The 26298-nt window shown below is 73.7% G+C and carries 23 protein-coding genes and 1 tRNA gene; 11 read left to right on the forward strand and 13 right to left on the reverse strand.

Features of this window, described 5'->3' with window-relative positions:
• The first annotated feature begins 37 nt into the window (after window positions 1–37).
• Entirely contained in the window at window positions 38–1006 is a 969-nt protein-coding gene (locus tag ACF1DX_RS01470) for a chaplin (RefSeq protein ID WP_391789218.1), read from the forward strand.
• Between the two features lie 118 nt (window positions 1007–1124).
• Here the strand turns inward: ACF1DX_RS01470 and ACF1DX_RS01475 are convergent, their stop codons facing one another.
• Entirely contained in the window at window positions 1125–2390 is a 1266-nt protein-coding gene (locus ACF1DX_RS01475) for an NAD(P)-binding domain-containing protein (RefSeq protein ID WP_391789719.1), read from the reverse strand.
• A gap of 2 nt (window positions 2391–2392) precedes the next feature.
• Window positions 2393–3667 (reverse strand): ATP-grasp domain-containing protein, encoded by a 1275-nt coding sequence (locus tag ACF1DX_RS01480; protein WP_391789219.1) that lies wholly within the window; start codon window positions 3665–3667, stop codon window positions 2393–2395.
• 171 nt (window positions 3668–3838) lie between these two features.
• On the opposite strand from ACF1DX_RS01480, the gene ACF1DX_RS01485 reads away from it, so the two are divergent.
• Complete coding sequence (locus ACF1DX_RS01485) at window positions 3839–5158, forward strand: glycosyl hydrolase (RefSeq protein ID WP_391789220.1); 1320 nt, start codon at window positions 3839–3841, stop codon at window positions 5156–5158.
• A gap of 16 nt (window positions 5159–5174) precedes the next feature.
• On the opposite strand, the gene ACF1DX_RS01490 is transcribed toward ACF1DX_RS01485, so the two are convergent.
• The 8 genes from ACF1DX_RS01490 to ACF1DX_RS01525 form a co-directional block, all read right to left on the reverse strand.
• The gene (locus ACF1DX_RS01490) at window positions 5175–5825 is read right to left on the reverse strand and encodes a lipopolysaccharide biosynthesis protein (protein ID WP_391789221.1); all 651 of its coding nucleotides are present in this window, start codon (window positions 5823–5825) and stop codon (window positions 5175–5177) included.
• Between the two features lie 74 nt (window positions 5826–5899).
• A complete protein-coding gene (locus ACF1DX_RS01495; protein WP_391789222.1) occupies window positions 5900–7039 on the reverse strand; it encodes a glycosyltransferase in 1140 nt (379 codons plus the stop codon).
• On the reverse strand, window positions 7039–7803 hold the full coding sequence (locus tag ACF1DX_RS01500) for a polysaccharide deacetylase family protein (protein ID WP_391789223.1): 765 nt from the start codon (window positions 7801–7803) through the stop codon (window positions 7039–7041). Before ACF1DX_RS01500 ends, ACF1DX_RS01495 begins: the two co-directional genes overlap by 1 nt.
• Window positions 7787–9391: a murein biosynthesis integral membrane protein MurJ gene (murJ, locus tag ACF1DX_RS01505; protein WP_391789224.1), complete on the reverse strand. Its 1605-nt coding sequence runs from the start codon at window positions 9389–9391 to the stop codon at window positions 7787–7789. The genes ACF1DX_RS01500 and murJ overlap by 17 nt, the downstream gene beginning before the upstream one ends.
• Window positions 9392–9930: 539 nt before the next feature.
• Window positions 9931–11283, reverse strand: coding sequence for an O-antigen ligase family protein (locus tag ACF1DX_RS01510; protein ID WP_391789225.1), 1353 nt, complete (start codon window positions 11281–11283; stop codon window positions 9931–9933).
• A 6-nt stretch (window positions 11284–11289) separates the two neighbouring features.
• Window positions 11290–12714 (reverse strand): exopolysaccharide biosynthesis polyprenyl glycosylphosphotransferase, encoded by a 1425-nt coding sequence (locus tag ACF1DX_RS01515; protein ID WP_391789226.1) that lies wholly within the window; start codon window positions 12712–12714, stop codon window positions 11290–11292.
• The gene (locus tag ACF1DX_RS01520) at window positions 12711–13949 is read right to left on the reverse strand and encodes a glycosyltransferase family 4 protein (RefSeq protein WP_391789720.1); all 1239 of its coding nucleotides are present in this window, start codon (window positions 13947–13949) and stop codon (window positions 12711–12713) included. The genes ACF1DX_RS01515 and ACF1DX_RS01520 overlap by 4 nt, the downstream gene beginning before the upstream one ends.
• Before the next feature lie 44 nt (window positions 13950–13993).
• Window positions 13994–15079 carry a DUF3344 domain-containing protein gene (locus ACF1DX_RS01525; RefSeq protein ID WP_391789227.1) on the reverse strand — a complete coding sequence of 362 codons (1086 nt, stop codon included), beginning with the start codon at window positions 15077–15079 and terminating at the stop codon, window positions 13994–13996.
• Window positions 15080–15442: 363 nt separating this feature from the next.
• Here ACF1DX_RS01525 and ACF1DX_RS01530 point away from each other — a divergent pair, with 363 nt between their 5' ends.
• The 6 genes from ACF1DX_RS01530 to ACF1DX_RS01555 all read left to right on the forward strand — a co-directional run bounded on the left by ACF1DX_RS01530 (window position 15443) and on the right by ACF1DX_RS01555 (window position 18827).
• Window positions 15443–16153: a hypothetical protein gene (locus ACF1DX_RS01530; protein WP_391789228.1), complete on the forward strand. Its 711-nt coding sequence runs from the start codon at window positions 15443–15445 to the stop codon at window positions 16151–16153.
• A 143-nt stretch (window positions 16154–16296) separates the two neighbouring features.
• On the forward strand, window positions 16297–16566 hold the full coding sequence (locus ACF1DX_RS01535; RefSeq protein ID WP_391789229.1) for a hypothetical protein: 270 nt from the start codon (window positions 16297–16299) through the stop codon (window positions 16564–16566).
• Between the two features lie 107 nt (window positions 16567–16673).
• Window positions 16674–17147: a tyrosinase family oxidase copper chaperone gene (locus tag ACF1DX_RS01540; protein WP_391789721.1), complete on the forward strand. Its 474-nt coding sequence runs from the start codon at window positions 16674–16676 to the stop codon at window positions 17145–17147.
• Window positions 17131–17997 carry a tyrosinase family protein gene (locus tag ACF1DX_RS01545; RefSeq protein ID WP_391789230.1) on the forward strand — a complete coding sequence of 289 codons (867 nt, stop codon included), beginning with the start codon at window positions 17131–17133 and terminating at the stop codon, window positions 17995–17997. The genes ACF1DX_RS01540 and ACF1DX_RS01545 overlap by 17 nt, the downstream gene beginning before the upstream one ends.
• A gap of 190 nt (window positions 17998–18187) precedes the next feature.
• Window positions 18188–18451 carry a hypothetical protein gene (locus ACF1DX_RS01550; RefSeq protein ID WP_030858004.1) on the forward strand — a complete coding sequence of 88 codons (264 nt, stop codon included), beginning with the start codon at window positions 18188–18190 and terminating at the stop codon, window positions 18449–18451.
• Window positions 18452–18602: 151 nt separating this feature from the next.
• Window positions 18603–18827, forward strand: coding sequence for a hypothetical protein (locus ACF1DX_RS01555; RefSeq protein WP_391789231.1), 225 nt, complete (start codon window positions 18603–18605; stop codon window positions 18825–18827).
• An 86-nt stretch (window positions 18828–18913) separates the two neighbouring features.
• On the opposite strand, the gene ACF1DX_RS01560 is transcribed toward ACF1DX_RS01555, so the two are convergent.
• Window positions 18914–19843 (reverse strand): alpha/beta fold hydrolase, encoded by a 930-nt coding sequence (locus ACF1DX_RS01560; RefSeq protein WP_391789232.1) that lies wholly within the window; start codon window positions 19841–19843, stop codon window positions 18914–18916.
• 602 nt (window positions 19844–20445) lie between these two features.
• Between ACF1DX_RS01560 and ACF1DX_RS01565 the strand changes: the two genes are divergently transcribed.
• Entirely contained in the window at window positions 20446–20766 is a 321-nt protein-coding gene (locus ACF1DX_RS01565; protein ID WP_391789233.1) for a hypothetical protein, read from the forward strand.
• A gap of 306 nt (window positions 20767–21072) precedes the next feature.
• Here ACF1DX_RS01565 and ACF1DX_RS01570 read toward each other — a convergent pair whose 3' ends face one another.
• Window positions 21073–21837, reverse strand: a complete 765-nt coding sequence (locus ACF1DX_RS01570; RefSeq protein ID WP_391789234.1) for a transporter substrate-binding domain-containing protein — start codon at window positions 21835–21837, stop codon at window positions 21073–21075.
• Between the two features lie 442 nt (window positions 21838–22279).
• A tRNA-Arg gene (locus ACF1DX_RS01575) sits at window positions 22280–22352 on the reverse strand.
• Window positions 22353–22674: 322 nt separating this feature from the next.
• Between ACF1DX_RS01575 and ACF1DX_RS01580 the strand changes: the two genes are divergently transcribed.
• Both ACF1DX_RS01580 and ACF1DX_RS01585 read left to right on the forward strand, forming a co-directional pair.
• Window positions 22675–24285, forward strand: a complete 1611-nt coding sequence (locus tag ACF1DX_RS01580; RefSeq protein ID WP_391789235.1) for a dynamin family protein — start codon at window positions 22675–22677, stop codon at window positions 24283–24285.
• A 3-nt stretch (window positions 24286–24288) separates the two neighbouring features.
• Window positions 24289–26109, forward strand: coding sequence for a GTPase (locus ACF1DX_RS01585; RefSeq protein ID WP_391789236.1), 1821 nt, complete (start codon window positions 24289–24291; stop codon window positions 26107–26109).
• Window positions 26110–26298 lie beyond the last annotated feature (189 nt).

Here is a 26298-nt window from a genome sequence, read left to right on the forward strand (position 1 = left end):
GGCCGCTCCCATTTCTTCAAGCAGGAAGACAACCACATTGCGACAGACCCTGAGCAGGGGAGTGTTCGTGGCGGCCGCCGCCGCCACGGGCATTCTGTCCCTGTACGGAACCCCCGCCCTCGCCGACTCGTACGCGACCGGCAAAGCCGAGGATTCTTCCGGTGCGCTGGCTGGGAACAATGTGCAGGCACCGGTCCACGCGCCGGTGAACGCGTGCGGCAACGGCGTCAGCGTGGTCGGGGCGTTCAACGAGGCGTCCGACAACACGTGCGTCAACGGCTCCCACACGTCCAAGGACGGCTCGCACGGTGACTCCGACGGTGGCGCGCACGCGGTGGGCGCCACCAAGGACTCGTCCGGACTGGCGTCCGGGAACAACGTGCAGGTACCGGTCCACGCACCGGTGAACGCGTGCGGCAACGGCGTCAGCGTGATCGGGGCGTTCAACGAGGCGTCCGACAACACGTGCGTCAACGGCTCCTACGGATCCCACGACTCCCACGACGGCACGGAGAAGTCCGCGGACAGGCCGCACGGGGAGAGCACGTACGGCGACTCCTCGCACGCCGATTCCTCCTACGGCGACTACGGCGACTACGGCGCGCACGCGGTGGGCGCCACCAAGGACTCGTCCGGACTGGCGTCCGGGAACAACGTCCAGGTGCCCGTCCACCTGCCGGTGAACGCGTGCGGCAACGACGTCGACGTGATCGGGCTGTTCAACGACGCCTACGGCGACACCTGCGTCAACCACGGAGGCTACGGCGGCTACGGCGAGGAGGACGAGCCCGAGAAGGAGACGCCTCCGCCGCCCACCCACGTCAAGCTGCCTCCCGCCCACGAGGTCGAGAAGCCCCCGGCCGAGGAGTCGGAAGTGCCCGGCAACCCGCCGCACCTGGCCGAGACCGGCAGCGACGGCATGATCGCCGCCGCGGCGGCCGGCGCCGTCCTGATCACCGGCGGCGCGATGGTCTACCGCCGCAGCCGCACCGCCTTCCGCCGCTGAGGCGCTGAGGCGCTGAGCCGCCGGCCGCCGGGCCCGCCCCACCCGGCAGCCGTGCCCGTACGACGACGCGTCCCCCGGACCGAGACCGGTCCGGGGGACGCGTCGTCGTCGACGCCCGTCAGCCGTTCACCGGCGACGGCGCCCCGCTGCGGCTGCCGCCGCCCGGCACGGGGACCGTCCCGCGCACCGGCGTCGACCCCAGCCGCCGGCGCACCCCCTGGACCAGCGTCGACGCCGTGAACGTCGCGCCGTGCACGAAACGCATCGCCGGACCGAAACCGGACGCGGTCACCAGGCCCGCCAGGAACAGCCCCGGATGCGACGACTCGAAGCTGTGGCCGAGCGCCGGGGAACCGTCCGGCAGCACCGCCAGCGCCCCGCGCAGCTCGGCGGAGAGCAGACCGAGCCGGTCGCGGTGTGCCTTGAACCCGGTGGCGGCGATGACGTGTTCGGTCTCCAGGGAACGCCGGGCGCCGTCACGGCCGGTCAGGTCCAGGCGCAGCCCGCCCGGCACCGCGGCGGCCGCGGTGACCTCCTGGCCCGGCAGCAGGTCCACCGCCCGCTCCACCCGGTCCCGCACCCACCACGCGCCCGCGGGACCCAGCGCCGTGGCCGCGATCCGCGACCGGGACGTCTGCGGCAGCCGCCGGAACAGGCCGGGGCGCTCGGCGTAGAACCAGTTCCGCCAGCCGGGCCCGAGACCGCTGTGCGGTGAGCGGACCGACTGCCACCACGGGCGCTCCCAGGCCGGCGGCACATCGTTCCACCGCAGCCGCTCCGCCCGCGCCAGCACCCTTACCCGCGTGCCCTGTTCGGCGAGGAGCGCCGCCGTCTCCAGGGCCGCCTGGCCGCCGCCGATCACCGTGACGTCCTTGCCCTGGAAGTGCCCCAGATCGCTGTGGTGACTGCTGTGCGTCACCAGCGTGGGGTGCAGCCCGCGCAGGGTCGGCGGCACCTCGATGAACGGCATCACCCCGACCGCCAGCGCCACCGTCCGCGTGTGCAGCGCCTGCCCGTCCTCGGTGACCGCCGTGAACCCGTCGGCGCCGGACGAGATCCGGGTGATCACGCGCTCGTCCACCTCCGGCACGGCGTTGCGGGCGAACCACAGGCCGTACGACGCGAACGCCTCCACCGGGACCGGGTGCGCGTGACGCGCCGTCAGGCCCTGCTCGGCGCAGTACACGTCCAGCCGCCAGCGCCCGCCCGGATCGGACAGGTTGGACGCCCACGGCTCCGACTTCAGGAACATGCCGCCGGGCATGTGGTCCCGCCAGGACGCCATGGGCCGGCCGAACACACGCAGGTTCAGCCCGGCGTCCGCGGCGTGGGACGCGATCGACAGACCGTACGGACCGGCGCCCACCACCAGAAGGTCGTACATCATCAGCTGCTCGCTTTCTCGTTGTCGGTCGGGGGGATCGAGGGGGGAGCGGCCGCCCGGGGGACCGCCCGGGGGACCGGGCGGGGCGCCGGTACGGAGATCGCCGTGCCCAGCCGCTGCCGCAGCCGGCCGGACACATGGCGGGCCCACAGGGCCCACATCGCCCATCCGGGCGCGCGGTCGTCCCTGGCGTACCAGGCCAGTTCGCGTCCGCCCGGCGGTGTACGCAGCGCGGCGAACGGCGCGTAGTTCTCCACCACGAACGACCGCCCGGCCACCGGATCCCCCTCCGGCAGCGGCCGTCCGGTCAGATCCAGGTGCAGGGCGCGTACGACGTCCAGTCCCGCGCTGTCCGTGAACAGCCGGAACTGGGCGCCGGGGCGCGGGTTGAAGTCGAGGAGGTGGTAGCGGCCGGTCGTGCCGCAGCGGCGGAAGTCGAGGTCGAAGACGCCGCGGTAGCCGAGTTCGCCGGTGATCCGTTCGGCGAGCGCCCGGACCTCGGGGTTGGGGGTCCAGTGGCCCACCGCGGTCAGTCCCGCGCCGCGCGGCCAGGACAGCCGCTTGCGGCCCGGACCGCCGGCGCGCACGGTGCCCGTACGGTCGGCGTAGCCGTGGAAGAACCAGTCCCGGTCCTCGCCCGGCGGCAGGTACGCCTGGAGCAGCAGCGGGCTGCCCGCCTCCGCGGTGCGCGCGTGCAGCTCCCGGGCCTGCCGTGCGGTGTGCACCAGTTGGGTGCTGCGCAGTCCGCCGCCGGCCGGCAGCAGCCAGGGGCGGCTCCACTTCGCGACCAGCGGCAGTCCGAGCCGGTGGGCGTCGTCGGCGGCCTGCCGCGGGCTGTCCGGGACGAGCGTGAGCGGGTGCGGAACGTCCGCGGCGGCGCACACGGCGGCCAGTTCCGCCTTGTCGGCGACGCGTTCGGCCAGCGTGGCCGGCGTCTCGGGCAGCAGATAGGAGGGCGCGAGGTCGTCCCGCAGCCGGCCCGCGGCGATCGCGGTGGCGTCGTCCAGCGGGACCAGTACGGCAGGGCGCCCCACCCGGCCGGCCACCCGGCGCAGCACGGCGAGGATCTGCTGCGCGGATGCCCCCGGTGGCGGCGGGGAATGCATGTGGTGGACATAACGCGAGCGGTGAACGGGACTTCCCGTGGAATCGGCGACGACATGGACCTCCACTCCCGCCCTGCCGAGCGACCGTACGGCCCCCAGTGTTCCGTGGTGAAAGGGATTCCGGTCGGTCCGCAGCAGTACGGCGGGGACACGGGTGTCGAGCAGCGACACGAAAACTCACTTTCCTCTGGTACCGGCTCACCCGCACGGGCGAGCCCGGCACTCGAAAGCCGCAGTGACATTGGCACCGCCGTATGTCCTGTGCCTGAATTCATATGACTGTTCGTCAAGAGCTCGGACGTCAGGCAGAAGGCGGACGCGAATGAGAAAGAGGAGCAGCCCATGGCCCCACAGCACAGGCGGGTCCGGTCCCGCGGGATGGCCGTGGGCGCGGCGGCGCTCGCCGTGTCCGCCGCCCTGGCGGCCGGTCCCGCGACGGGGCCGGTACCGACCGACGACTCCCGTCCGGCGGTGCCGGCCCCGGACGGACCCGTGGCCACCCCCACGGTCCCCGCGGTCCCTGCCGTCCCCGTGACCCCGAAGGCCCCTGTCGCCCCGGACGTCCCGGACGTCGGCTTCCCGTCGGTCCCCGTGCCGGCCCCGCCGGTGCCGCTCCGCGACATCCCGGCCTTCGGCGCCTTCCTCGCCTCCGACGCGCGCGGAGTGGCCCGCATGGAGCAGCTCAGCCACTGGCTGGGCGGTGCCGAGCTGCGCGTCGGCCACACCTACCTGCCCGGCAACCACTGGAGCGACATCGAGGGGGACGTCGGCTTCCTCGAGTCGTGGGCGCGCTGGCGCAACGCCGAGGACGACCGGATGCTCGTCCTCAACGTCCCCCTGCAGGAGCGCAACGAGGAGGGCGTCCCCGACCACGAGGTCCGGCAGTTGCTGCGGCGGGGCGCCGCCGGGGAGTTCGACCACCACTTCCGTGCCCTCGCCGAGCGGCTGGTCGAGCTGAAGGTGCCGGACACGGTCCTGGTGCTCGGCTGGGAGATGAACGGCGTCACCTACACCCACCGCTGCGGCCCCGACCCGGAATCCTGGAAGAAATACTGGAACCGGATCGTCAGGACCATGCGCGCGGTACCGGGACAGGAATTCCGGTTCGACTTCACACCGAGCCGCGGCCGGGACGCCGTTCCCTGGACCCGGTGCTACCCCGGGGACGACACGGTCGACATCATCGGCATGGATTCCTACGACCAGCCGGCCGGGCACTCCTTCGACGAACAGGTGGAGGAACCGTACGGACTCCAGGCCCATGTGGATTTCGCGAAGGCCCACGGAAAACCGATCTCCTATCCCGAATGGGGGCTTTTCCGCAACGGCGACAATCCCGAGTACATGCGGCGCATGCTCGCGTGGATCGACGAGCACCAGCCGCTCTACAACACGCTCACCGACTACTGTCCGCACGGGGTGTGGCAGTGCGACGACAATCCGGAATCGTCCCGCGTCTACAGGTCCGTCCTCTCCGGCCGCACCCACGAGGAGGAACCGGACACCACGCCGGAGACCCCGGCACCCGCTCCCGCGCCGACCACGCCCGAGACACCGCTGCCGCCGGAGAACTGCTCCCCGCTGGACCTGGGCCAGTGGGTGGAGTACTGGCTCGGTGGAAGGCTCTGCCTCCGCCTCGACTGGTGGTCGCGCACCCGTTAGGGCCGCCCCGGCCGCGTCACCGCTGCACATCGGCGGCGGTGGCCGGGCCGGGCACCGAGGCGGCGGGGGCGGAGTCGCCGTCCCGGGCGGTCCGCCTCGGCCGGGCGAGCAGCACCAGGCCGCCCAGCAGGCCGCCCGCGCTCGCCCCCACCAGCGCGGTCACCTCCGACGTCGCGGACGACGGCTTGCCCGGTGTCACCGCGCGCGAGAACTGCACCAGCCGGACCTGGGTGCTGCCCTTGGTGTCCTCGGCGTGCCGGGTCAGCGCGCGCGAGACCGCGTTGGCCATGTCGACGGCCAGTTCGGGCTGTGCGGAGGTGGCCGTGACGGCGACCATCGGCGCGTCCGGCGAGGTCGCCGTGCGGATGCTGTCCCGCAGGGTGCGCACCGGCACACCGGCCCACACCTGCGCGTCGCCGAGGACCGCGAGCTGGGTGGCGACCCGGCCGTACGCCTGCGCGAAACCGCGGGCCGCGTCCGGGGTCGCCTCGTCGGTCGGCACGGCGACGACGTAACTGGTGGCCGTGTACACCGGAGGCGTGAGCGCGCCGTACGCGCCGCCGGACAGACCGCCGAGGAGCGTGCCCGCCACCAGCGCGGACCAGGCCGGCAGTTTTCTGACACGGTCCAGGGACGGACGGAGCCGACGGGACGGGGTGTCGGTCATGACGGGCTTGCTCCCTCGAAGGTACGGCGGAGTGCGGCGAAGTAGGGCGAAGTGCGGCGGACGACGGCGGAGGCCTACGGTGCGGCGGCGGACGGCGGTGGACCGGCGACGGCCGCCGCGTACACGTCCATCAGGCGGGCGGTGCTGCGGGTGATGCTGTAGTGGTGCGCGGCCCGGCCGGCCGTGCGCGGTCCGGGGCCCGCCGTACGGGCCTCGGCGATCGCGCGGGCGTACGCCCCGGGGCCGCCGCGCACCCGCCGGGCGCCGGCGCGGGTCTCGGGGGGCAGGTCCTCGATCGCCGGGCAGGAGGCGTAGAGCACGGGCAGACCGGACGCCAGCGCCTCCACGACCGCCAGGCCGAAGGCCTCCTCCGCGGACGGGGAGGCGAACAGGTCCATCGCCGCCGTCAGCGAGGGCAGGTCGGGGCCGGGGGAGCCGTCGGGGACGACGGGACGCTCGCCGGTGAACAGGACCCGCCCCGCCACCCCGGCCTCACGGGCGGTGCGGCGCAGCACGTGCTCCTCGGGTCCGCCGCCCACCAGCAGCAGCCAGTGGTCCTCCGGCAGCAGGGCCAGCGCCCGGACCAGGACGTCGAACCGCTTGCCCTGGGCGAGCCGGCCGACACCGCCGACGACGAACGCCCCCTGAGGCAGGCCGAGACGCCGCCGGGTGCGCTCCCGCCGCTGCGGGTCGAAGCGGAAACGGTCCAGGTCGATGCCGTTGGGGACGACCTCGATGCGGGGGGCGGGCACGCCCCAGCGCTTCAGCCGGTCGGCCACCGTCGGGGAGACGGCGACCGTCGCCGAGCCGAGCCGCTCGCTCGCCAGGTACAGCGCGCGCACCCCGGCCGTCAGCCTGCGGCCCTCCATCTGGGTGTCGCCCAGGGAGTGCTCGGTCGCCACGACCGCGCGGACCCCGGCGATCCGGGCGGCGATCCTGCCGTAGACACAGGCCCGGTACAGGTGCGTGTGCACGAGGTCGTAGCCGCCGGCCCGGATCACCCGGACCAGGCGCGGGAGCGCGGCCAGGTCGCGGTTGCCGCCCATGCCCAGGTGCACGACCCGTACGCCGTCGGTGCCGAGCCCCTCGGCGACCGCGCCGGGGTTGGTGAGCGTCACCACGTCGCAGTCGACCGGCAGATGACGCAGCAGCAGCCGCAACTGCTGTTCGGCGCCGCCGACACCGAGCCCGGTGATGATGTGCAGCGCCCTCATCACAGGCCCTCCACCGGGCGCCGGCGCAGCCGGTGCAGCCGGAGCTTGAGGTGCAGGCGCCACGCCGTGTCGTTCTGCCCGACGTGCGCCCGCGGCAGGGCGTGCGGGCCGGTCAGCGGGCCGGGGTCGATGGCGCAGGCGTAGGTGTAGCCCGCTTTCCGTACGGCCTCGACGGCGCGCGCGTCGACCGTGCCGTACGGGTAGCAGAACCCGTCGGCCGGGACGCCGGTCAGCTCCTCCAGCCGGGCCCGGCTCCCGGCGACCTCGGCGGTGAGCGTGGCGTCGTCCGCGCGGGTCAGGTCGACGTGGGTGAGACCGTGCGAGCCGATCTCCACGCCCTCGGCGGCGGCGCGCCGGATGCCGTCCGCGGTCAGCAGCGGCTTGCGCGGGCCGAGCGGGTCCCAGGCGTTGTCGCCGCCGAGCCGGCCCGGCAGGACGAAGAGGGTGGCGCCGCAGCGGAAGCGGCGCAGCAGCGGCAGGGCCCCGGTGAGGAAGTCGGTGTAGCCGTCGTCGAAGGTGAGGCCGACCAGGTCCCGGCCCTCGCCCCGGGCGCGCGCGGCGAGGAGTTCGGCGACGGACACGCCGCGCAGCCCGCGCCGGCGCAGCCAGGCCAGCTGCCGTTCGAGCCGCCGGGGGGTGACGGTGATGCGGTACGGATCGTCCGAGCAGTCGCCCACCGAGTGGTACATCGCCACCCAGGGGACGGGGCCCGGACGGGGCGCGGAGGGGCTGCCGGTGGCGACGGAATCAACGGGAGCGGCCATGTGTGAGCCTTCGTGTGACGGTGCGTACGGAGCGCAGTGCGGATGCGGATACGGAGCGCCGGGCGACGGACAGGGCGAGCGGCACGAAGACGGCGGCCACGGCCGGACAGCCGGCCGCGAGAGCGGCCACCGGGGACTCGAAGCGGCTCGCGGCGAACGTCCCGGCGGTGACGGCGAGTACCGAGGCGAGCACGGGCCGGCTCAGCCGGCCCAGCACCTCACGGACGCCGACCGAGACGCCGGCCGGTTCGCCGGCCGTGCCGCCGTGGCGGGTCGCGCGCAGGCCGGTCAGCAGCAGGACGGCCGTGACGGTGATGCCGAAGGCGTTGGCGGCGGCGATCCCCGCCACCCCCCAGCGGCCCACGGTCACGGCGCCGGTCAGGGACGTGACGACGATGCCGGCCGCCATCACGCCGAGGGGGTACCAGCTGGGGCGGCCCGCGGAGAAGTAGCAGCGGACGAGGGCGCCCACGAGGGTCTGGCCGAGCAGACCGAGGGCGTACACGCGCATGACGTTCGCCGTCGCGGCGGTGTCGGCCGCGGTGAACGCGCCCCGCTGGAAGAGCAGTTCGATCATCTGCGGGGCGCAGGCGATCACCGCGCACATGCCCGCCAGCACCACACAGGACGCCAGCACCAGGTCCCGTTCCACCCGGGCGCGGGCCCGGCGGGTGTCGCCGTCGGCGAGCGCCCGCGCCACCACGGGGAAGGTGACGGTGCACACCATCAGCGACAGCGTCATCGGGATCTGGGCGACCTTCTGCGCGTAGTTGAGGTGCGAGATGGACCCGGCGGGCAGCGACGACGCCAGGAACCGTTCGACGAGGACCTGCGACTGGCGGCACAGCGCGAACAGCAGCACGGCGGCGATCAGGGCGAGGCGCACCGGCCGCTCCTCGGCGGCCGGCCCGGTGGCGGGGGCGGGGGCGGGCGCGGGTGTACGCGACGCCAGTTGCCGCCACAGCGACGGCAGTTGCACCGCCACCATCAGACAGCCGCCCACCGCGACCCCGACCGCCGCCGCACGCACCCCCCACTCCCCGCCCAGCAGGAACATCGTCGCCACGATGCCGGTGTTGTAGGCGACGTAGATCGCCGCCGGCGCGAAGAAACGGCGGTGCGCCCGCAGGGCGGCACTGCAGTACCCGGCGAGCCCGAAGGCCAGCAGGCTGAGCGCGGTGAGCCGGGTGCAGTCGACGGCGAGGCGGGGGTCGGGCAGGCCGGGCGCCAGGACGCGGACCAGGTACGGGGCCCCGGCGGCGACCAGCGCCGTCACCGCGGCGAAGGCCAGGCACAGCCGGGGCAGGGTGGCCCTGACCAGTTCGCGCACCGGGTCGCCGGGCACGCCCCGGGCCCGGCGCGCCAGCGCCATGCTGAACGCCGGGATCAGCGCGATCGCCAGCCCGTCCTCGATCAGCAGCGTCGCGGCGATCTCCGGCACGGTCCACGCGACCAGGAAGGCGTCCGTGTCGCTCCCGGCCCCGAACAACCGCGCCAGCGACTGGTCCCGCACCAGCCCGAGCAGCGACCCGGCGATGGACAGCACCGCCGTCCCCAGCGCGGCCCGCGCGAGAAACCTCCGCGACACCCCGCCCGACTCACCCCCGTCACCGGCCGCGTCCTCGCCCCCGCCGCCCGGTGCCCCAACCGGCTCGACCGCGCCGGACCCGGGCCCACCGGTGACGGGCCCGCCGGGCCCGGATCCGCCGGGCGCGGGGCCGGTGAGACCGGGGTCCGTGGGCCGGGGCCCGCCCGTCACGGGGGCGTCCACCGGGGATCCGTCCGTCGTGGAGGTGCCTGCCGTGGCCCGTCCGGGTACGGGGCCTCCGGTCCGGGGCCGGCCGGCTGCGGGATCGCCGGTCGTCGTACGTGAGCCGGCCGCGTGGCCGGTGAGTCCGGGGTCCGTGGGGCGGCCGGGGGCGGCACCGCCGGTCCGGGACCGGTCGGGCGCGGGACCGCCGGTTGTCGTACGTGTGCCGGCCGTGGGGCCGGCGGTACCGGGTTCCGCGGGCCGGTCAGGGGCGGGACCGCCGCTGTGGGGGCCGGTCGGCCCGGGGGCGCCGGTCCTGAGACCGCCGGGTTCGGAGCCGGCGGCCTCGGAGCCGGGAGTCTGGGACGGCAGCACTGTCATCGTGTCGCGGCCTCCTCGGCCCGCTCGGATGCCGCATCGCGCCGGGCGGTGTGCGGCCGGCCGTCGCGGGACAGCGCCCACCACGCCGTCAGGCCCAGGGCCACGCCGGTCAGGACGGTCGAGGGGCCGCCGATGTCGCCGTAGACGAAGTCGGTGAGCAGCCAGAGCAGCAGGCCGACGGCGACGAGCGCACAGTCGAGGCCGGGGCCCCGGCGGCGGGCCCGCAGCAGGCGCCGCAGCGCGCACACCAGCAGCGCGAGCCAGCCCCCGGCGAGCGCCAGCAGCCCGACCAGACCCTGCTCGCTCAGCACCAGCAGGTACATGCTGTGCGGCGACAGCAGCGCCTGCTTGTGGTACTCCTCGCCCGCGCCCTCGATGTCGCTGCCCGAGGACAGCGCCAGGGTGGCGTGCCCGTCGCGGTACTCGGGGAAGTTCTTCAGCCCCACCCCGGTCCACGGGTGCTCGCGCCACATGCCGGCCGCCGCCGCCCACAGGGTGTACCGGTCGACGACGGACTGGTCGGGCGTGCCGGTGACCTCCGTGATGCTGTCGATCCGCTCCTGCAGCATCGCCGTACCGACCCCGAACCCGCCCACCAGCACGACGCCCGCCGCGACCACGGCCGCCGCCACCTTCAGCGCGCGCCGCAGCCCCGCCAGCGCCAGTTGCACCGCGCACGTCAGCGCGGTCGCGATCCACGCGCCCCGGCTGAAGGACAGCGCCAGCGGCAGCACCAGCAGCAGGGCGCACCCGGCGGCGGCCGCCCGCTGCCGCACCGGGGCCCGCCCCAGCGCGATCCCCGCCGCGCACACCACGCCCAGCGACACCGCCGTCGCCATGCCCATCACGTCCGTGGCCCCGAAGGTGCCGACCGCGCGGACGGTCTCGCCCTGGTACGAGGCACCGGTCCCGGTGACGTACTGGTGCACCCCGACGGCCCCCTGCCACAGGGCGAGCCCCACGAACGACCAGGCCAGCACCCGGAAGTCGGCCCGGCCACGGAGCAGCACCAGCACGGCGGCCGGGACGAGCACGAAGACCTGCAGATAGCGGGAGAGGCCGTCGAGCGCCGCCTGGGGCGAGGCCGCCCCCATGGCGGCGAGCGCCAGTCCCACGACCGGCAGCCCCAGCACCACGGCCGCGACGGGCGACAGCGGGCGCCGCCGTTCCCGCAGCAGCCGGATCACGCAGTACCCGACCAGCAGCGCGGACACCACGTCGGCGGGCCCCGCCCCGTCCCCCGTCGGCGGCAGGCCCGCCAGGGCGACCACCGCCACCGGCGGCAGGGCCGGCACCAGAGCGGCGGCGGCCCGGCGCGGTGGCGGCGGCGGGGCGAGGGCGTGGCTCACGTGACGTCAGCTCCCCGTCGGACGGACCAGCGTGGCCGCGGTGCGCAGCAGGATGCAGACGTCCCGCCACAGCGACCAGTCGTCGATGTAGGCGTTGTCGAACCGGCACCGGTCCTCGATCGAGGTGTCGCCGCGCAGCCCGTGGACCTGCGCCAGACCGGTGATGCCGGTACGCATCCGGTGCCGGGCCGCGTAACCCGGATACGTCTGGCTGAACTGGGCTACGAAGTACGGCCGTTCGGGCCGCGGACCGACCAGGCTCATGTCGCCGCGGAGCACGTTCCACAACTGGAGCAGCTCGTCCAGCGAGGTGCGCCGCAGCATGCGGCAGAACCAGCGCATCTCGTGCTCGCCCGCCACGCTCCACCGGGTCGCCGACTCGTGCTCGTCGACCGGGCGGTGGGTGCGGAACTTCAGCAGCGTGAACGGCTCCCCGTTCCGGCCGATGCGCTCCTGCCGGAACACCACCCCCGGCCCGTCACAGAGCCGCAGCGTCACCGCGCACACCAGCAGCAGCGGGGCGGCCAGCAGCAGCAGCGTCCCCGAGACCAGGACGTCGAGCAGCCGCTTGCCGGGGCCGCCGCCGCGCACCGGGGCGAGGTCCAGCCGCCGGCAGGGGAATCCGGCCAGCCGCTCCCGCGCCGGGTACGGCGCCGGGCCGGCGTCGACCTCCCAGACCGCGCAGCCCGACGCGGCCAGCGCCCGCAGCAGCGGCCCCTGTTCGTCCCGTACCGAGGGGTGGACGGCGAGCACCGCCCGCACCCCGTTCTGGATGACCGCCCGCTCGACCTCCTCGTCCGTGCGCAGCACCGGCACGCCCTCGGCGCCGTCCTGCTGCCCGGTGACGATCCCCACCGGCCGCACCCCGCAGCGCGGGTGGCGCAGCACGGCGGCGGCCACCCGCTGCGCGGTCGCGGCCGGTCCGACGACGAGCGCGGCGTGCGGGCGGCGCAGCAGCGCGGTCCGCCGCCGCCCGTGCACGGCCGCGCGCAGCGCACAGGCCGCCGCCGCCTGCGCGGCGAGACCTGCCAGCACGGTGCCGGCGGACAGCGCCTGCTCCGGCCGGTAGGCGGCCCACAGCGCCGCGCAGACCGGCCAGACCACCGCGACACGGCCGCACACGGCGGGCAGTTCCTCCAGCAGCCCCGGCACCGGCGGCCGGGTGTCACGCGGGCGCAGCAGCAGCGACACCGCGATCAGCAGGGCGACGAGCAGCGGATGGCGTTGGGCCCCGGGCAGCACCAGCGCGGCGGGCAGGACGGCGGCGCCGTCCGCGACGAGCAGCGGCAGCGGTGAGGCGGTCCGGGGCGGCACGGCGGGCAGCCGGGGGCCGGTGTCGGTGCCGCGCGGCGGCATGACGGAGACGGACGGGGGGAATCCGTGGTCCCGCGGCGGTACGCCGGGGGAGGCCACGGTGCGTTCGGCGGTCACGAGTGGATGGACTCCCTGTGCTCAAGGGGCTCGACGCGCGATGACGTCCGGTCGGCCTCGGCGTCCTGGGCCGCCCGGCACGGGCGGGCCCTCGTCGAGGCGGGCCGGGTGCCGAGCAGGTCGTGGTAGACGTCGGTGACCGCCCGCGCGGTGTGCCGCACGTCGTGGAGGGACAGCACGTGCCGGCGTCCCCGGTCGCCGAGGGACGCGCGCAGCGCCGGGTCGAGCAGCAGCCCGCCGACCGCCTCCGCCAGGGCCAGGGGGTCCTCCGGCGGCACCACGCACGAGGCGGCGAAGGACGGCGGCAGGCTCTCGCGGGCGCCGTCGACGTCCGTGACGACCACGGGCCGCCCGCAGGCCATCGCCTCCAGCGGGGCGAGCGCCATGCCCTCCCAGCGGGACGGCAGGACGACGAGGTCGGCGGCCTGGTACCAGGGGGAGGCGTCCGCGACGGCTCCCGCGAACAGCACGGACTCGGGTGCGGCCGCGCGCAGCCGGTCCCGGTCCGGGCCGTCGCCGACCAGGACGAGACGGGCGTCGGGCACCCGGCGCAGTACGGCGTCCCAGGCCCGCAGCAGGACGTCCTGCCCCTTCTGCCGGCACAGCCGGCCCACGCACACGGCGAGCGGCGCCCGCGCGGCCGGCCCGGCCAGCGGCGCGAGCCCGGCCCGTACGGGTCCGGCGGGTGCCGGGCGAAAACGGTCGGGGTCGATGCCGTTGGGCACGACGGTCCAGCGGCCGGTGATCCCGGCGTGCACGCCGGTGGCGCGTTCCGCCTCGCTCACGCACACCACCCGCGCGGCCCAGCGTGCCGCCCACCGCTCCCAGCGCAGCGCGAGGGCCGCCGTGCCGCCGCCCACCGCCTCGAACGACCAGGCGTGCGGCTGGAACACCGTGGGGATGCGCCCGCGCACCGCGAGCCGCCCGGCGAGCCCGGCCTTCGCGCTGTGCGCGTGCACCAGGTCGGGGCGCACCTCGTCGATCAGCCGGGCCAGTTGCCGTACCTCCCGCGCCAGCGAGGCGCCCGGCGAACGCGTCGCCCTCCAGTGCCGTACGTGCGCGCCGAGCGACCGGAGCCGGCCGGAGAGCGCGCTGTCGGGGCAGACCGCCACCACGTCCAGGCCGTCCGCGAGCTGGGCCCGGACCAGGTCCGTCACGACGCGCGCCACTCCGCCGTCCACCGGCTGGGTGAGGTGCAGGACCCGTGGTCCGCGGCCGGCGGCCGGCGGTTCCACGGGCACGGTCTCCTCGCGCCCGGAGGCGCCCGGCCCGGCGGCGTTCACCGCCGGGCGTCGACGGCGGCGAAGAGCACGCCCGCCCATGCCGCGTCCCGCTCGGACGTGAGCCGGAAGGCCGCCCGGTCACCGGCGTGCGGCAGGCCCCCTTCGAGGTCGAACACGTCGGAGTCGTAGCCCAGGGTGTTGGCGTACGCCGGCACCCGCGCGGGGGACGCGCCGCCGGGGTCGGCGATGGTGGAGTTCAGGACGTCGTCGAAGGGGTTGGCCCGGTCGGTGAACGCGGTGGGGGTGGGGCCGGCGGTGAGGACGAGCGAGTCGCCGGCGGTGCCGCGGTCGCCGTTGTACGCCACCAGTCCCGCCCGGCCCCCGGCGCCCGCCGGGAACGGCAGGTCGCGCAGCGGCATCTCGACCCCCGAGCGGCCGCCCAGCGGGGCGAAGCCGTCCCAGAGCGCGAGGTGCCGCAGCGGTTCCGCCGGGTTCTCGTACGCCACCACCAGCGTCCAGCCGCCCCAGGTCCCGGCCGCCGACCCGCCCATGGCCACATTGACCTGAGCCACCGTGTACAGGCCCGGCGCGCTGTCCCGCACCAGCTCCGTCACGTCCGCCGAGGCCTGGAAGGCGTCCGCGCCGTCCGCCACCCGGTGCCCCACCACCGTGTCGGCGAGCAGCTCCTTGTACTCCCCGCCGGGCTCGGCGATCAGCACCCGCCCGTTGTCCTGCCAGGGCTTCTGCTCACCGGCGAGCAGGTTGCCGCCCCAGTACAGGCGGGCGTACGTCACCCGGGAGCCGGCCGGCAGCCGGACCTCCGCGCGGGAGGAGTTGTACGTGTTCGGGTCGCTGTCGACGTCGATGTAGAACATGTCGAAGTCGCCGTTCACGCCCTGCGCTCCGGCCTGCACGTCCCGGCACGACGAGACCTGGGCACGGCAGGTGGCGGAGGCGTTGGCGGCCCGCACGATGCCGCCGTGCTGGACCGCGCGGTACCGCTGGGAGAAGGCGAGGCCGTCGGCCTCCGGGGAGGGCGCGACCGGAGCGGCGGCCGCGGAGCCGCAGGGAACCCACATCGCCGCGAGGGAGAAGACGCCCACTGCCGCATGGCGAAGCAGCTGACCCAGGGATTGACGCATGACCGTCGGAGCCTTTCGGAACAGGGTGGCGGTGGCAGGCAGCGGGGACGAATGCGATGCGGCCACCCGTGAGGGTGCTTCGGAGGTTCGCAACTCTAGTCATCAAACGGGCAAATTCTCCGAAACTCGATGAAAGGCGGCAAGTGTGTTGGAATCATGAAGCCTGTTCAGGGGAAGGAGAAGAGGTTGGCCGACCCGGCCCGCCGCCTCCCCGGAGACCCGCCGGGCGGAATACGTGACGGGCGCGGGGCGGGCGGAACGCGCGACGGGCGCGGGGAACCGAATGGCGCACCTCCGGTTGCGGGAGCCCCCGGGCGCTCCCACGGTGGGCTTCAAGATCCGAAGCCTGTGAAAGGAACCCCCATGCGCGCTCTGCCCGCCCGGCGCATCGCACTCGGCGCACTGTGCGCCGCCCTTCTCGCCGGCCTCACCGGCCCGGCCGCCATGGCGGCCGACACGACCGCCGAGCACGACCGCGCGGCGTCCTCCGCCGCACTGCTCGCGCAGGTCGGGACCGTCGACGGGGACGAGAGCGGACTCACCCCGGTCGTCGACCTGCTGAAGGCCGTGCTCGGGACGGACGACGGCCGAACGTCCTCCGCCGAGGTCAGGAAGCTGGGCGACGCGGCGAGGAAAGCCCTGGCGAAGGAAGCCCTGGCGAAGGCGGCCGACGAGGACCCGGTGGCCACCACCGAGGCCACGACCGAGGCCACCACCACTGAGACCACCGCCACGACCGACCCGTCGCCGTCGGTCACGACGGACGACACGCAACTGACCGTCTCCGTGGACGACCTCACGAACGAGGAGATGACCGCCCTGCGGGAGGCCCTCGACAACCTCCTCGAACTGCTCCGGCCCGACACCGACGCGGACGGAAGCACCACCGAGGCCCCCGCACTGGGCGGCGAGTTGGCGGCCCGGGTGCACGACCTCGTCGACGCCCTGCTCGGCACCGGGTCCCAGGTGTCGACCCTGCCCGCGCCGGCCGCCCCCGCGCCGGCGCCGTTGCTCCCGGGCGCCACGTTCCCCGCGTTCACCTCGCTGCTGCTGCCGCCCGCGGCGTCTTCGTAAAACCCCGCCGTCCTCGAAAAACTCTCATATGAGGACTTGCCAATCTCCCGCTTCACGGTTTCCGCCCCGGCCGGGGATCGTTAGGCACGGCGACAGAATTCCCCTCCGGTGACCGCCCCCGCGGCGCCGAAGAAAGGAACACGATGAAGTCCCTGAAGGCTGCCGCCGTCCTTGCCGGAACCCTGATCGCCGCCGGTGCCGCCGCGCCCGCGTACGCGGAGCCCATCGACCTGGCGCAGACCGGCGTCGACACCGGCCTGCGTACCGCGGTCCCCTTCGAGCTGATGCCGGCGCACGAGTCGGAGACGCTCGCCGACACCGGTGACGCGTCGCTGCTCGGCACGACGAAGGAAGCGGCGGCCACGGTGAACGACGCCAAGCCGGTCCACGGCGACCTCGGGCTGCACGCCTGAAAAGCACCCCCCGCGCAATCCGGCCCCCAGTTCCCACTGGGGGCCGGATTCCGTTTGCCGCCGCGGAGAACCGTATGGACAACCGGATGGACAAGGGAGTCGGACCGATGGTCATCGACATCGACGGAACCCCGAAAGACGCACAGCCGCCGTCATCACCGCCACCGGCGCCGGTCCCGGAGGGCAGAACACGGCGGGACGTGACCCGCGGACTGCGCACCGGCGCGCTCGCCGCGGCCCTGGCGCCGCTGCTCGCCGCCTTCCGCGCACCGCGCCCCGCTGCTCCCGGGAAGGCCCCCGGCCGCGCCTCCTTCGACCGGACGCACCGGGGCCGCCGCATCCGGGGGACGCGGACCGCGGACGGCCACTGGCACGTCACCCTCGACGGCCGCCCCCTGCACCTGATGCGCCGGGCCGACGGCACCTGGCTGAGCATGGTCGACCACTACTGCTCCTACCCCACACCGCTCGACGCCGCCCGCGCCGCCGCGGACGCCCTCGCCCCCGGCGAACGGCTGCGCGAGGCGGGCACGCAGCCGCGGCACGGGCACGGAGGAGGCCGGCATGGCGTACGTGCGTAAGGACGCCGCCACCCTCACGGCGACCGAGAAGCGCCGGTTCGTGAACGCGCTGCTGGAGGTCAAGCGGCGGGGCGAGTACGACGAATTCGTGCGCACGCACATCGCGTACTACGCCTCCGACGGCGAACAGGGGCTGCGCACCGCGCACATGGCGCCCTCCTTCCTGCCCTGGCACCGCCGGTTCCTGCTCGACCTGGAGGAGGCCCTGCGCCGGGTGGACTCCTCGGTGACCCTGCCGTACTGGGACTGGACCCGCGACCGCACGGCCCGCTCCGCGCCGTGGACCGCGGACCTGCTCGGCGGCAACGGGCGCCGCTCCGACCGCCAGGTGACGACGGGTCCGTTCGCGTACCGGGAGGGCAACTGGACGATCCGGGTGAACGTGACCGACACGGAGTTCCTCACCCGGGACCTCGGCCGCCGGGCCGACCCGATCGCCCTGCCGGGCAAGAGAGACCTGGAGTGGGCGCTGAAGGAGTCCGCCTACGACGTGGCGCCCTGGGACTCGACGGTCACGCGGGGCTTCCGCAACCGGATGGAGGGCTGGGGCACCGGCCGGGGCAGCGTCTCGTGGCGCAACCACAACCGGGTGCACCGCTGGGTCGGCGGGGTCATGCTCACCGCCGCCTCCGTCAACGACCCCGTCTTCTGGCTCCACCACGCCTTCGTCGACCTGCAGTGGTACCGCTGGCAGCGCAGACACGACGGAGCCCGCTACCGGCCCGCGACCGCGCCGGGCTCCGGCGACGCGCAGCACGGCCGGATCGTCTCCCGCCACGAGAGGCTGCCGCCGTGGGACGTGACCCCCGGCGAACTGGAGGACGTCAGCGCGACGTACCGCTACGCGTGACACGACTCGCCCCCACCTCCCGTTCGGCCATCTGATACCCCCTCGCACCGCGCTGACCTGCATCTTCACAGGGAAATTACGCAATTGGACGTTTCGGTTGCGAAGCGCCGCAAAACATCCCTTATAGTCATGACTGTCGGTGAACGGGCCATAACGGACCGTGCCGACACAAACGAGAAACGGAGAGGTAATGCGTAAGTTCCAGAAGGCCGCCGTTGTGGTGGCCATGCTCGGCAGCGTTGGCTTCCTCGGTGCGGGCGTCAGCCACGCCGGTGACGAGCCGAGCTTCAAGCTCGACAGCGAGCAGAGCCACTCCTGCACGGGTGAGGCCAACTTCCAGCAGGCCCTGATCGGCCTGCAGGACACCAACGTCGCTGCCAACGTCATCGGCGTCGGCAACCCGTCGGCGGGCGCCACCTCCGTGGAGTGCAACTCCATCCTCGGTGTTGGCTGACGATCACTGATCCAGTGATCTAGGCAGGTCTCGGGGCTCGAACCCAGTCGTTCGAGCCCCGGGACTCCTCGGCTTGTCGGGCCGCACCCCATTGACCGGAACGGCTCTCCCGCCCGTGGTGGAGGGCCGACCGCATAAGGAAAACAGGTAAATGTTCAACTCGAAGAAGATCGCAGCGACAGCGGCAGCCGGAATCCTGGGGAGCTTCGCCCTGGTCGGTCTCGGTGCCTCGCAGGCCCTTGCCGACGACGGTTCCGACGCGTGCGTCGCCGACGGCGAGACCATCAGCTGCGTCCAGTCGCAGACCTGCACCGGTGGAGGAGAGGTCTCCTGCAACAGCATCGTCGTCATCCGTCCCCATGGATCGGAAGCCTGACACGGCTGTCGCCCAGGTCTTGCCGCGAGGCGGAGAACGGCCGGGACCCCTGAGGGGTCCCGGCCGTTCCGTGTGTCCCGGCCCGCTCAGCAGGGCCGCGGCGCCGTGAGGGGGACGGCGTACGACGACTCGACGGGGGTGCAGTACGGCAGGCCGTCGATGGGGCGGTCGGTGCAGAAGCGGCCGATCAGGTCGGCGGACTCCTGGCTGCGTTCGACCGTGACCAGGTGGTCCGTCTCCTTGACGGTGGTGAACCGTGCCGAGGGCATCGTCGCGGCGAGTTCGCGGCCCATCTCCGGGGTGCACAGGGAGTCGTACTCGCCGGTGAAGACCAGCGAGGGCACGTCGGGCACGGGCAGGGGCTCGTAGCAGCCGTGCGTCACGAGCCTCGTGTTGTGCTCGACCGCCTTCCTGAGCTCGTCCGGCGTCTGGTTCATGAACTGCCGGCGGAGGAGACGCGCCACCGCCGCGTGCCTGCGGACCTTTCCGATGCCCGGGTTCGACATGAACAACTGGACCAGCCTTTCGGCGGCCCCCTCGATGTCACCCTGTTCGAGCGCGTGTGACACGCGCGGTACGGCGTCGGTGTAGAGGCCGGGAAGACGGATCGCCGCGCCGGCGAAGACGATGCGCCGCACGGACCCCGGATGCCGCTGCGCGAAGCGGAGACCGACGACCTCACCGAAGCAGCCGCCGAACAGGTTCACCTCGGGGACGCCGAGCTCCGTCAGCATGTGCTGGACGGCGTCGGCGAGGAAGTCGATGCCGTGGCGGGCCGGCAGGAAGTCCGAGCTGCCGTAACCGGGCAGGTCCACGGTGATCAGCGTGCACAGCGGCGCCAGCCATCTCTCGTGGCCCTGCCAGGAGTACCGGTTCTGCGACGACCCCCCGAGCAGCAGCAACGGAGCCGTCCGGGGTGCGCTCTGATGGACGATCCGGCACGTGTACGCGAAACCCTGGAAGGCGAGCCTTCGCTCCTCCACGGAGTCCTGGGCGGCGGGGACGGCAGTGCGCATGAACGGCTCCGGGAAGGCGAAAGACAGCGAACCGTTCCATGATTACCAGGAGTCCGGCGAATCCGGCGCAATCACTCCAAGGTGGGCGATCCGGCACTCATGGTGCGCCAGAAACGAAAGACCGGCGTTTCCACTGGTCCCCACGGGCGTTGACGCCCCCGGCAGGACTCGAACCTGCGGCCAAGCGCTCAGAAGAGGCCGGCACGCCTTGGTGAGTCCGCCCGATGGGCCTACGCCGGCACCGTGCCGGACCGCTGAACGCCACTGCCGTTCGACGTCGTTGCCGTCAGCGCTGCCGTCACTGCCGTCGGACGCATCGTCATGGACAGCCTGACATGCCGGTCCACTGATCACCGGTCCCGCTGACCAACGGGCCTGAAGAAGCCCATGGCTCTGGCCAGTTCAGACGCCGTGGGCTTCTGTCGTTGCCGGTCGGCGTCGGGTGGCCTCGTACGGCCCGGGGACGGCCTGAGCTCCTGGCTTGGCCACCGCCGGCTGGGAGGCACGCCCTCTTCCTGCATAGGTAACTGCGGCAACGGTATTCAGTCGGTTCGCCAGGCTCGCTAAACGATCAGTTGCCGCCCGTGAAGCTTGGGAGAGCTATGCCTCGATACATCCGAGTCAAAATCCTCACTCCTGAGGAAGAGGCGGCGGAGCGGCGAGCGAGGACCATCCTCTTCCTCACTGTCGCTGTGATAGCCGTCCAGCTGATCGGTATTTTCCTTCTGAGCCGAGGGATCGCTGGTTCAAGCGTTAGCCAGATCGTGACGGGCGCGATCGTCATACCGCTGGGATTATCAGCGGGGCAGTCTGCAGAGAGCAGGTTGCGGCGCCGTCCCTTCAAGACAAGGAGAGTCATAGTCGGCACATGCGTTGCCGTCGCCGTGGCAGTCCTGCTGGGAACGCATACGTTCTCCATGTGAACAGAACGTCATGCTCCTGGCGTGTCGGCTACGGGCCCGCCTCCCCTGGCCGGCGGAGCGGCTTTGGGCCGGAGTTCCAATGACCCGGTAAAGCTCCGCACTCGGATCCTGGAGTACTGGTGTGGAAGATCGCGTACGCGCACCCGCCCTGATCGGGCAAGACGCTGACCTGCGCGTTCTCGGGGTGCTCGTCGAGACTCCCCGTTGTTCCCCGCTCCGTTCCGCTTCATCGGGCGCGTAGGGGGCGCAGGCGCCTGCCTCCCGCGCTCCCCGGCGAGAGTCGGCCCCTCGGGGCACGCCCCCTGTTCAGCCGTCACGGAGGCGCTGTCGACGTCCAGGCCCGCGTCGAACCGCGGTGGGGGCAGTCAGTGTCGGGTCCTGGCCGGAGTGGCGCAGCGCCTCGGCGACGAATCCTGACGTCACCAGCTCGGTCACGAGTTCACTGAGGAACTGTGCGGTCTTCGGACGCCGCTCCTTCGTGGTACCCATGGCCTGCCGGATCGTCATGAACGCGGGTTCCAGAAGGCGCAGTTCGGCCCGCTGGGAAACGTGCGCGGTCAGCGGTTGACGGATACCGGCCGCCACGTCCAGGCCCTCGGCGTGGAAGACGTCGACCCCCTCGTCGCCGCGCACCACGGTGGCGTGACGCAGGGTGCGGCTCAGGTGGAGGTCGTACGCGGACCCTTTCTTGACGCCGATGCGCACCCCGTCCCGGTCCACGTCGTCGGCAGAGACGAACGCCGAGTTCACCGGTGCCGCGTACACCCCCTCGATGTGCACGTACGGCGTGCTGAATGCGACGTCCTTCTCGCGGTCCGGATCCACGGCCAGGAAACACAGGTCGGCGTGGCCCTCGGCCATCGCGGCGTACGACTTGCGGGCCGCGTCGAAGCAGATGAACCGCACCGGCAGAGCCAGACGTGCGGCAACCTCGCGGGCAAGCTCGACAGTGACCCCGGACGGCTCGTCGGGGGTGCCCTGAGCAAGGACTGGGTTGCCGAGGTTGATGGAGGCGCGCAGCACTCCGGTGGGGGCCAGGTCGTGCGCGAGCTCTGCGTCCATAGGCGTCATGGCCCGAGCCTAGGCGGCTGTTGCTCAACCGTTCGTGGCCGAAGGCACAAGGGCGGGTAAGGAAGATCGCGTCTGCACGCCGCATGAGGACACCTTGTCGATGCTTCATGGGGAGCTGGCCCGGCCCACCACTGTACGAACGGCCTGGACGCCAGGGGCCGCGTCGTCGCGGGTCGTGTTCTTGTGGTCGACGGGCGGTTGCCGGACCTGAGACGGCGGCTCGAAGCCGCGGGGGACCTGCCGGAGGCGCCCGGTGCCGGCTGGTCCTCCGGCCGGGAACTGCGGCACGTGTGCGGCACGGCCACCCGCGAAAACCCGGTGACATCCGGACGGCCCCGGAGCCCGCCCTTGATCGTCAAGAGAGCGTCCGGGGCTTCGCCGTGGCGGCTGACACCGAGCCTGACCAGCGAAAATCCCTCCCCGACGGGAGGGCAGAGACTTGCGCCCCCGGCAGGACTCGAACCTGCGGCCAAGCGCTTAGAAGGCGCCTGCTCTATCCACTGAGCTACGGGGGCCGGTGTGGTGGCCTGTCGTCGTGATGCCCGGGTTCGGGCCTGTCCGTGACGTCGCCGGAGACAAGGATAGGGCTCCCGCATCCTTGTCCCTGTTGCCTCGCCTCCGTGGCTCGATGTGGAGGTTCGGTGAAGCGGTCCTGATAATCGCAGGCAGGTACGAATCGTGCACCGCTTTTGGTCCCTCGCGCCACCGGGTGTTGTGCACTCGTTATGCCTGGGGCGCGCATGCGTCGCGGTCGTCCCTTCCGTCCCTTGTGTCCTGTCGGCGCGCAGGCATACTCATATGCTTCAGAATTCCCCCAAAATTGGGCATTCTTCGCATGTGGTGACCTTGGACGTACGGCCCCAGCTGCTCGACGCACTCTCCGCCCTGCGCGACCGTGTCGCCGCCGCACGCTTCCCGCTGCCCCTGGCGGGGGCCGCACGCGCGCGTGCCAACCGCGACGAACTGCTCGCGCAGCTCGACGACTATCTGGTGCCCCGGCTGAGAGACCCCGAAGCACCCCTGCTGGCCGTCGTCGGAGGATCCACCGGAGCCGGGAAGTCCACCCTGGTGAACTCCCTGGTGGGCCGCCGGGTGAGTGAGGCGGGCGTCCTGCGGCCCACGACCCGGACACCGGTGCTCGTCTGCCATCCGGAGGATCACCACTGGTTCAGCGGGATGCGGGTGCTGCCCGACCTCACGCGCGTGTGGGTGCCCCACCACCGGGACCCCGCGGACGACCTGCTCCTGCCCGGCGAGGACCCCGCGCGGGTGCTGCGCGTCGAGACCGCCGACACCCTGCCGCCCGGCCTCGCCCTCCTGGACGCGCCCGACGTCGACAGCCTCGTCGCCGACAACCGGGTCCTCGCCGCCGAACTCATCAGCGCCGCGGACATCTGGATCATGGTCACCACCGCCGCCCGCTACGCCGACGCCGTGCCCTGGCACATGCTGCGCACCGCCAAGGAGTACGACGTCACCCTGGTGACCGTCCTGGACCGGGTACCCCACCAGGTCGTCGCGGAGGTGTCCCGGCAGTACGGCGCCCTGCTCACCAAGGCCGGGCTCGGCCACGTACCGCGCTTCACCGTGCCCGAACTGCCCGAGTCGGCCTGGGGCGGCGGACTGCTGCCCGCCACCGCCGTGGCCGCGCTGCGGACCTGGCTGGTCCACCAGACGCTGGATCCCGCCGCCCGGCAGTACGTGATGGCCCGTACCGCGTACGGCGTCCTCGGCTCCCTCGACACCCGCATGCCCGAACTGGCCGGTGCCGCCGCCGCGCAGTACGCGGCCGCGCTGCGGCTCACCGCCGCCGTCGACGGGGCGTACGACAGCGAGCACGCGCGCGTACGGAGCCGGCTGCAGGCCGGGGCCGTACTCGCCGGCGACGCGCTCAGACGGTGGCGCGCCTTCCCCCTGGACTGCACCCCGGGCGAACTCCTCGACACCCTGGTGGAGAGCCTGAGCGCGCTGCTGCTGTGCGCCGTCGCCGCCGCCGACGAGCGCGTCGACGACGCCTGGCGGCGCGAGCCCGCGGCGGACGCCCCCGAGCTCGCCGGGCGCGGTGCCGCGCCCGAGAGTGCCGAGCACCGCATCGGACTGGCCGTACGACGCTGGCGGCGCGAGCTCGAGGAGTACGCCGAGGACGAGGTGCGGGAGCTGGACCGAAGCGCCGCGCCCGACCCCGAGACGGTTGCCGCGCTGGTCGCCACGGCACTGCTGGGCGGCCGCCGGGCGCGGACCGCCGGGGAGGGGCTCGCCGAGCGGATCGGCGCGCACGGCGCACTGCGGCTGCGCGACCGGGGCGGACGGCTGCTCGTCGCGTACGTGGACCGTGTCATGCACGCCGAACGCGAACGCCGGCTCGCCCCGCTCGACGCGCTCGAGGTGCACGCGGAGCCCCAGGCCGAACTCATCGCCGCGTTGTCCGTACTGCAGAAGGAGAGGTGACCGGTGACCGCCGTCACTGACCAGGACCACACCGAGCACCCCGAGCACCCCGAACCCCCTGAGCACTCCGACCGCGACGCCGGAGCACCACCCCGTACGGACACCACGAGCCCCTGGGACGACGGGCTGATCGCGCGCCGGGTGAACGGGAGCGCCGACGAGGAGCAGGGCGGGGCGGCCGCGGCCCGCACAGCCGTGCCGCAGGCCGTGACCCCGCTCGCCCACGACCCGTGGCTGCGGACGCGGCTCGACGCGCTGCGCGAGCTGGTGGGGCTCTCCCGCGCCCGGCTCGACAACCGGACCCTCGCACAGGCGGGCCGGGTCATCGAGGAGTCCACCGCGCGGCGCCGGCTCTCCGGACAGCACACCGTCGTCGCCATCGCGGGCGCCACCGGCAGCGGCAAGTCGCAGCTCTTCAACGCGCTGGCCGGAGTGCCCGTCTCGGAGACCGGCGTACGGCGGCCGACCACCGCCGCACCCATCGCGTGCAGCTGGAGCGACGGCGCGGCCGGCCTCATCGAACGCCTCGGCATCCCGCCCAGGCTCAGGCGGCGCCCCCTCCAGGCGACCGCGGACGCCGACGAACGGCTGCGCGGGCTGGTCCTGGTCGACCTGCCCGACCACGACTCGGCGGCCGTGCAGCACCGTGAGCAGGTGGACCGCGTCCTGGGCCTGGTCGACGCGGTCATCTGGGTCGTCGACCCCGAGAAGTACGCCGACGCCGTGCTGCACGAGCGCTATCTGCGGCCCATGGCGGCCCACGCGGAGGTCATGTTCGTCGTCCTCAACCAGACCGACCGGCTGCCGGGGGAGGCCGCCGAGCAGGTCCTGGACGATCTGCGGCGGCTGCTCGACGAGGACGGCATCGTCCTGGGGGAGTACGGCGAACCCGGCACGACCGTGCTGGCGCTGTCCGCGCTCACCGGGGACGGGGTCGGCGAACTGCGCGAATCGCTCGCCCGGTTCGTCGCCGAACGCGGCGCCCCGGCCCGGCGGATCTCCGCGGACGTGGACGTCGCTGCGGCCCGGCTGCGGCCCGTCTACGCCACCCGGCGGCGCACCGGGCTGAGCGAGGAGGCGCGCGAGGAGTTCGCCGACCGGCTCGCGGACGCCGTGGGGGCCACCGCCACGGGCGAGGCGGCCGAACGCGCCTGGCTGCGCAACGCGAACCGCGCGTGCGGCACGCCCTGGCTGCGGCTGTGGCGCTGGTGCCAGGAGCGGGGCGAGCCGTCCACCGGCCGGATCGCCCTGCGCGGTCAACCCGAGGAGGAGGCCACGGCCCGGCAGCGTGTGGAACAGGCGGTGCGCACGGTGGCCGACCGCGCCTCGACCGGACTGCCGGCGCCGTGGGCGCTGGCCGTGCGGGAGGCGGCCGTACGCGGCTCCCAGGGCCTGCCGGAGGCGCTGGACGAGCTGGCCGTACGCGCGGGACTGCCGCCGGGGAGGCCGCCGCGGCCCGGGTGGTGGCCCCTGGCCGTGCTCGTCCAGGTGTCGATGACGGTCCTCCAGTTCGTCGGTGGGCTGTGGCTGCTGGCGCAGATCATCGGGGTCATGGCGCCGAACCTGGGGGTGCCGGTGCTGCTGATGGCGATCGGCATCGTCGGCGGCCCGCTCGTCGAGTGGGGCTGCCGCATGGCGGCCCGGGGGCCCGCCCGGCGGTACGGGCAGGAGGCGGAGAGACGGCTGCGGGAGGCGGCCTCGGGGTGCGGCCGGGCCCGCGTCCTGGATCCGGTGGCGGCGGAGTTGCTGCGGTACCAGGAGGTACGGGAGCAGTACGGGCGGGTCGTGGGAACGGGGGCGGGGGCGGGGGGCGGCCGGGGCTGAGGTGGAGCGCCTCCTTCGAGTGGCGGGGATGTCCACAGGCCGGCGGTGGTCCACAGCGCTCAGCGGGCCCGGCCCGGCGGAGGCAGTCTGGCTTCGCGGCGATCGCGGGACGGTCCGCGGTCGCCCTGCCGGACGGCAGCCGTACGGGACGGGCCCGTACGCGTATCAGCCCGGCGCCGGTGCCGCCGT

It is taken from the genome of Streptomyces sp. NPDC014676 (assembly GCF_043084105.1).
GTDB lineage: Bacteria > Actinomycetota > Actinomycetes > Streptomycetales > Streptomycetaceae > Streptomyces.

Bases quoted from the DNA above. Each gene is read 5' to 3' on its own strand.
- ACF1DX_RS01535 (WP_391789229.1), top strand. From the start codon at position 16,297: ATGAAGTCCCTGAAGGCTGCCGCCGTCCTTGCCGGAACCCTGATCGCC.
- ACF1DX_RS01540 (WP_391789721.1), top strand. From the start codon at position 16,674: ATGGTCATCGACATCGACGGAACCCCGAAAGACGCACAGCCGCCGTCA.
- ACF1DX_RS01560 (WP_391789232.1), bottom strand. From the start codon at position 19,843: ATGCGCACTGCCGTCCCCGCCGCCCAGGACTCCGTGGAGGAGCGAAGG.
- ACF1DX_RS01500 (WP_391789223.1), bottom strand. From the start codon at position 7,803: ATGGCCGCTCCCGTTGATTCCGTCGCCACCGGCAGCCCCTCCGCGCCC.
- ACF1DX_RS01550 (WP_030858004.1), top strand. From the start codon at position 18,188: ATGCGTAAGTTCCAGAAGGCCGCCGTTGTGGTGGCCATGCTCGGCAGC.
- ACF1DX_RS01490 (WP_391789221.1), bottom strand. From the start codon at position 5,825: ATGACCGACACCCCGTCCCGTCGGCTCCGTCCGTCCCTGGACCGTGTC.
- ACF1DX_RS01525 (WP_391789227.1), bottom strand. From the start codon at position 15,079: ATGCGTCAATCCCTGGGTCAGCTGCTTCGCCATGCGGCAGTGGGCGTC.
- ACF1DX_RS01485 (WP_391789220.1), top strand. From the start codon at position 3,839: ATGGCCCCACAGCACAGGCGGGTCCGGTCCCGCGGGATGGCCGTGGGC.
- ACF1DX_RS01565 (WP_391789233.1), top strand. From the start codon at position 20,446: ATGCCTCGATACATCCGAGTCAAAATCCTCACTCCTGAGGAAGAGGCG.
- ACF1DX_RS01570 (WP_391789234.1), bottom strand. From the start codon at position 21,837: ATGACGCCTATGGACGCAGAGCTCGCGCACGACCTGGCCCCCACCGGA.
- ACF1DX_RS01545 (WP_391789230.1), top strand. From the start codon at position 17,131: ATGGCGTACGTGCGTAAGGACGCCGCCACCCTCACGGCGACCGAGAAG.
- ACF1DX_RS01475 (WP_391789719.1), bottom strand. From the start codon at position 2,390: ATGTACGACCTTCTGGTGGTGGGCGCCGGTCCGTACGGTCTGTCGATC.
- ACF1DX_RS01530 (WP_391789228.1), top strand. From the start codon at position 15,443: ATGCGCGCTCTGCCCGCCCGGCGCATCGCACTCGGCGCACTGTGCGCC.
- ACF1DX_RS01555 (WP_391789231.1), top strand. From the start codon at position 18,603: ATGTTCAACTCGAAGAAGATCGCAGCGACAGCGGCAGCCGGAATCCTG.
- ACF1DX_RS01495 (WP_391789222.1), bottom strand. From the start codon at position 7,039: ATGAGGGCGCTGCACATCATCACCGGGCTCGGTGTCGGCGGCGCCGAA.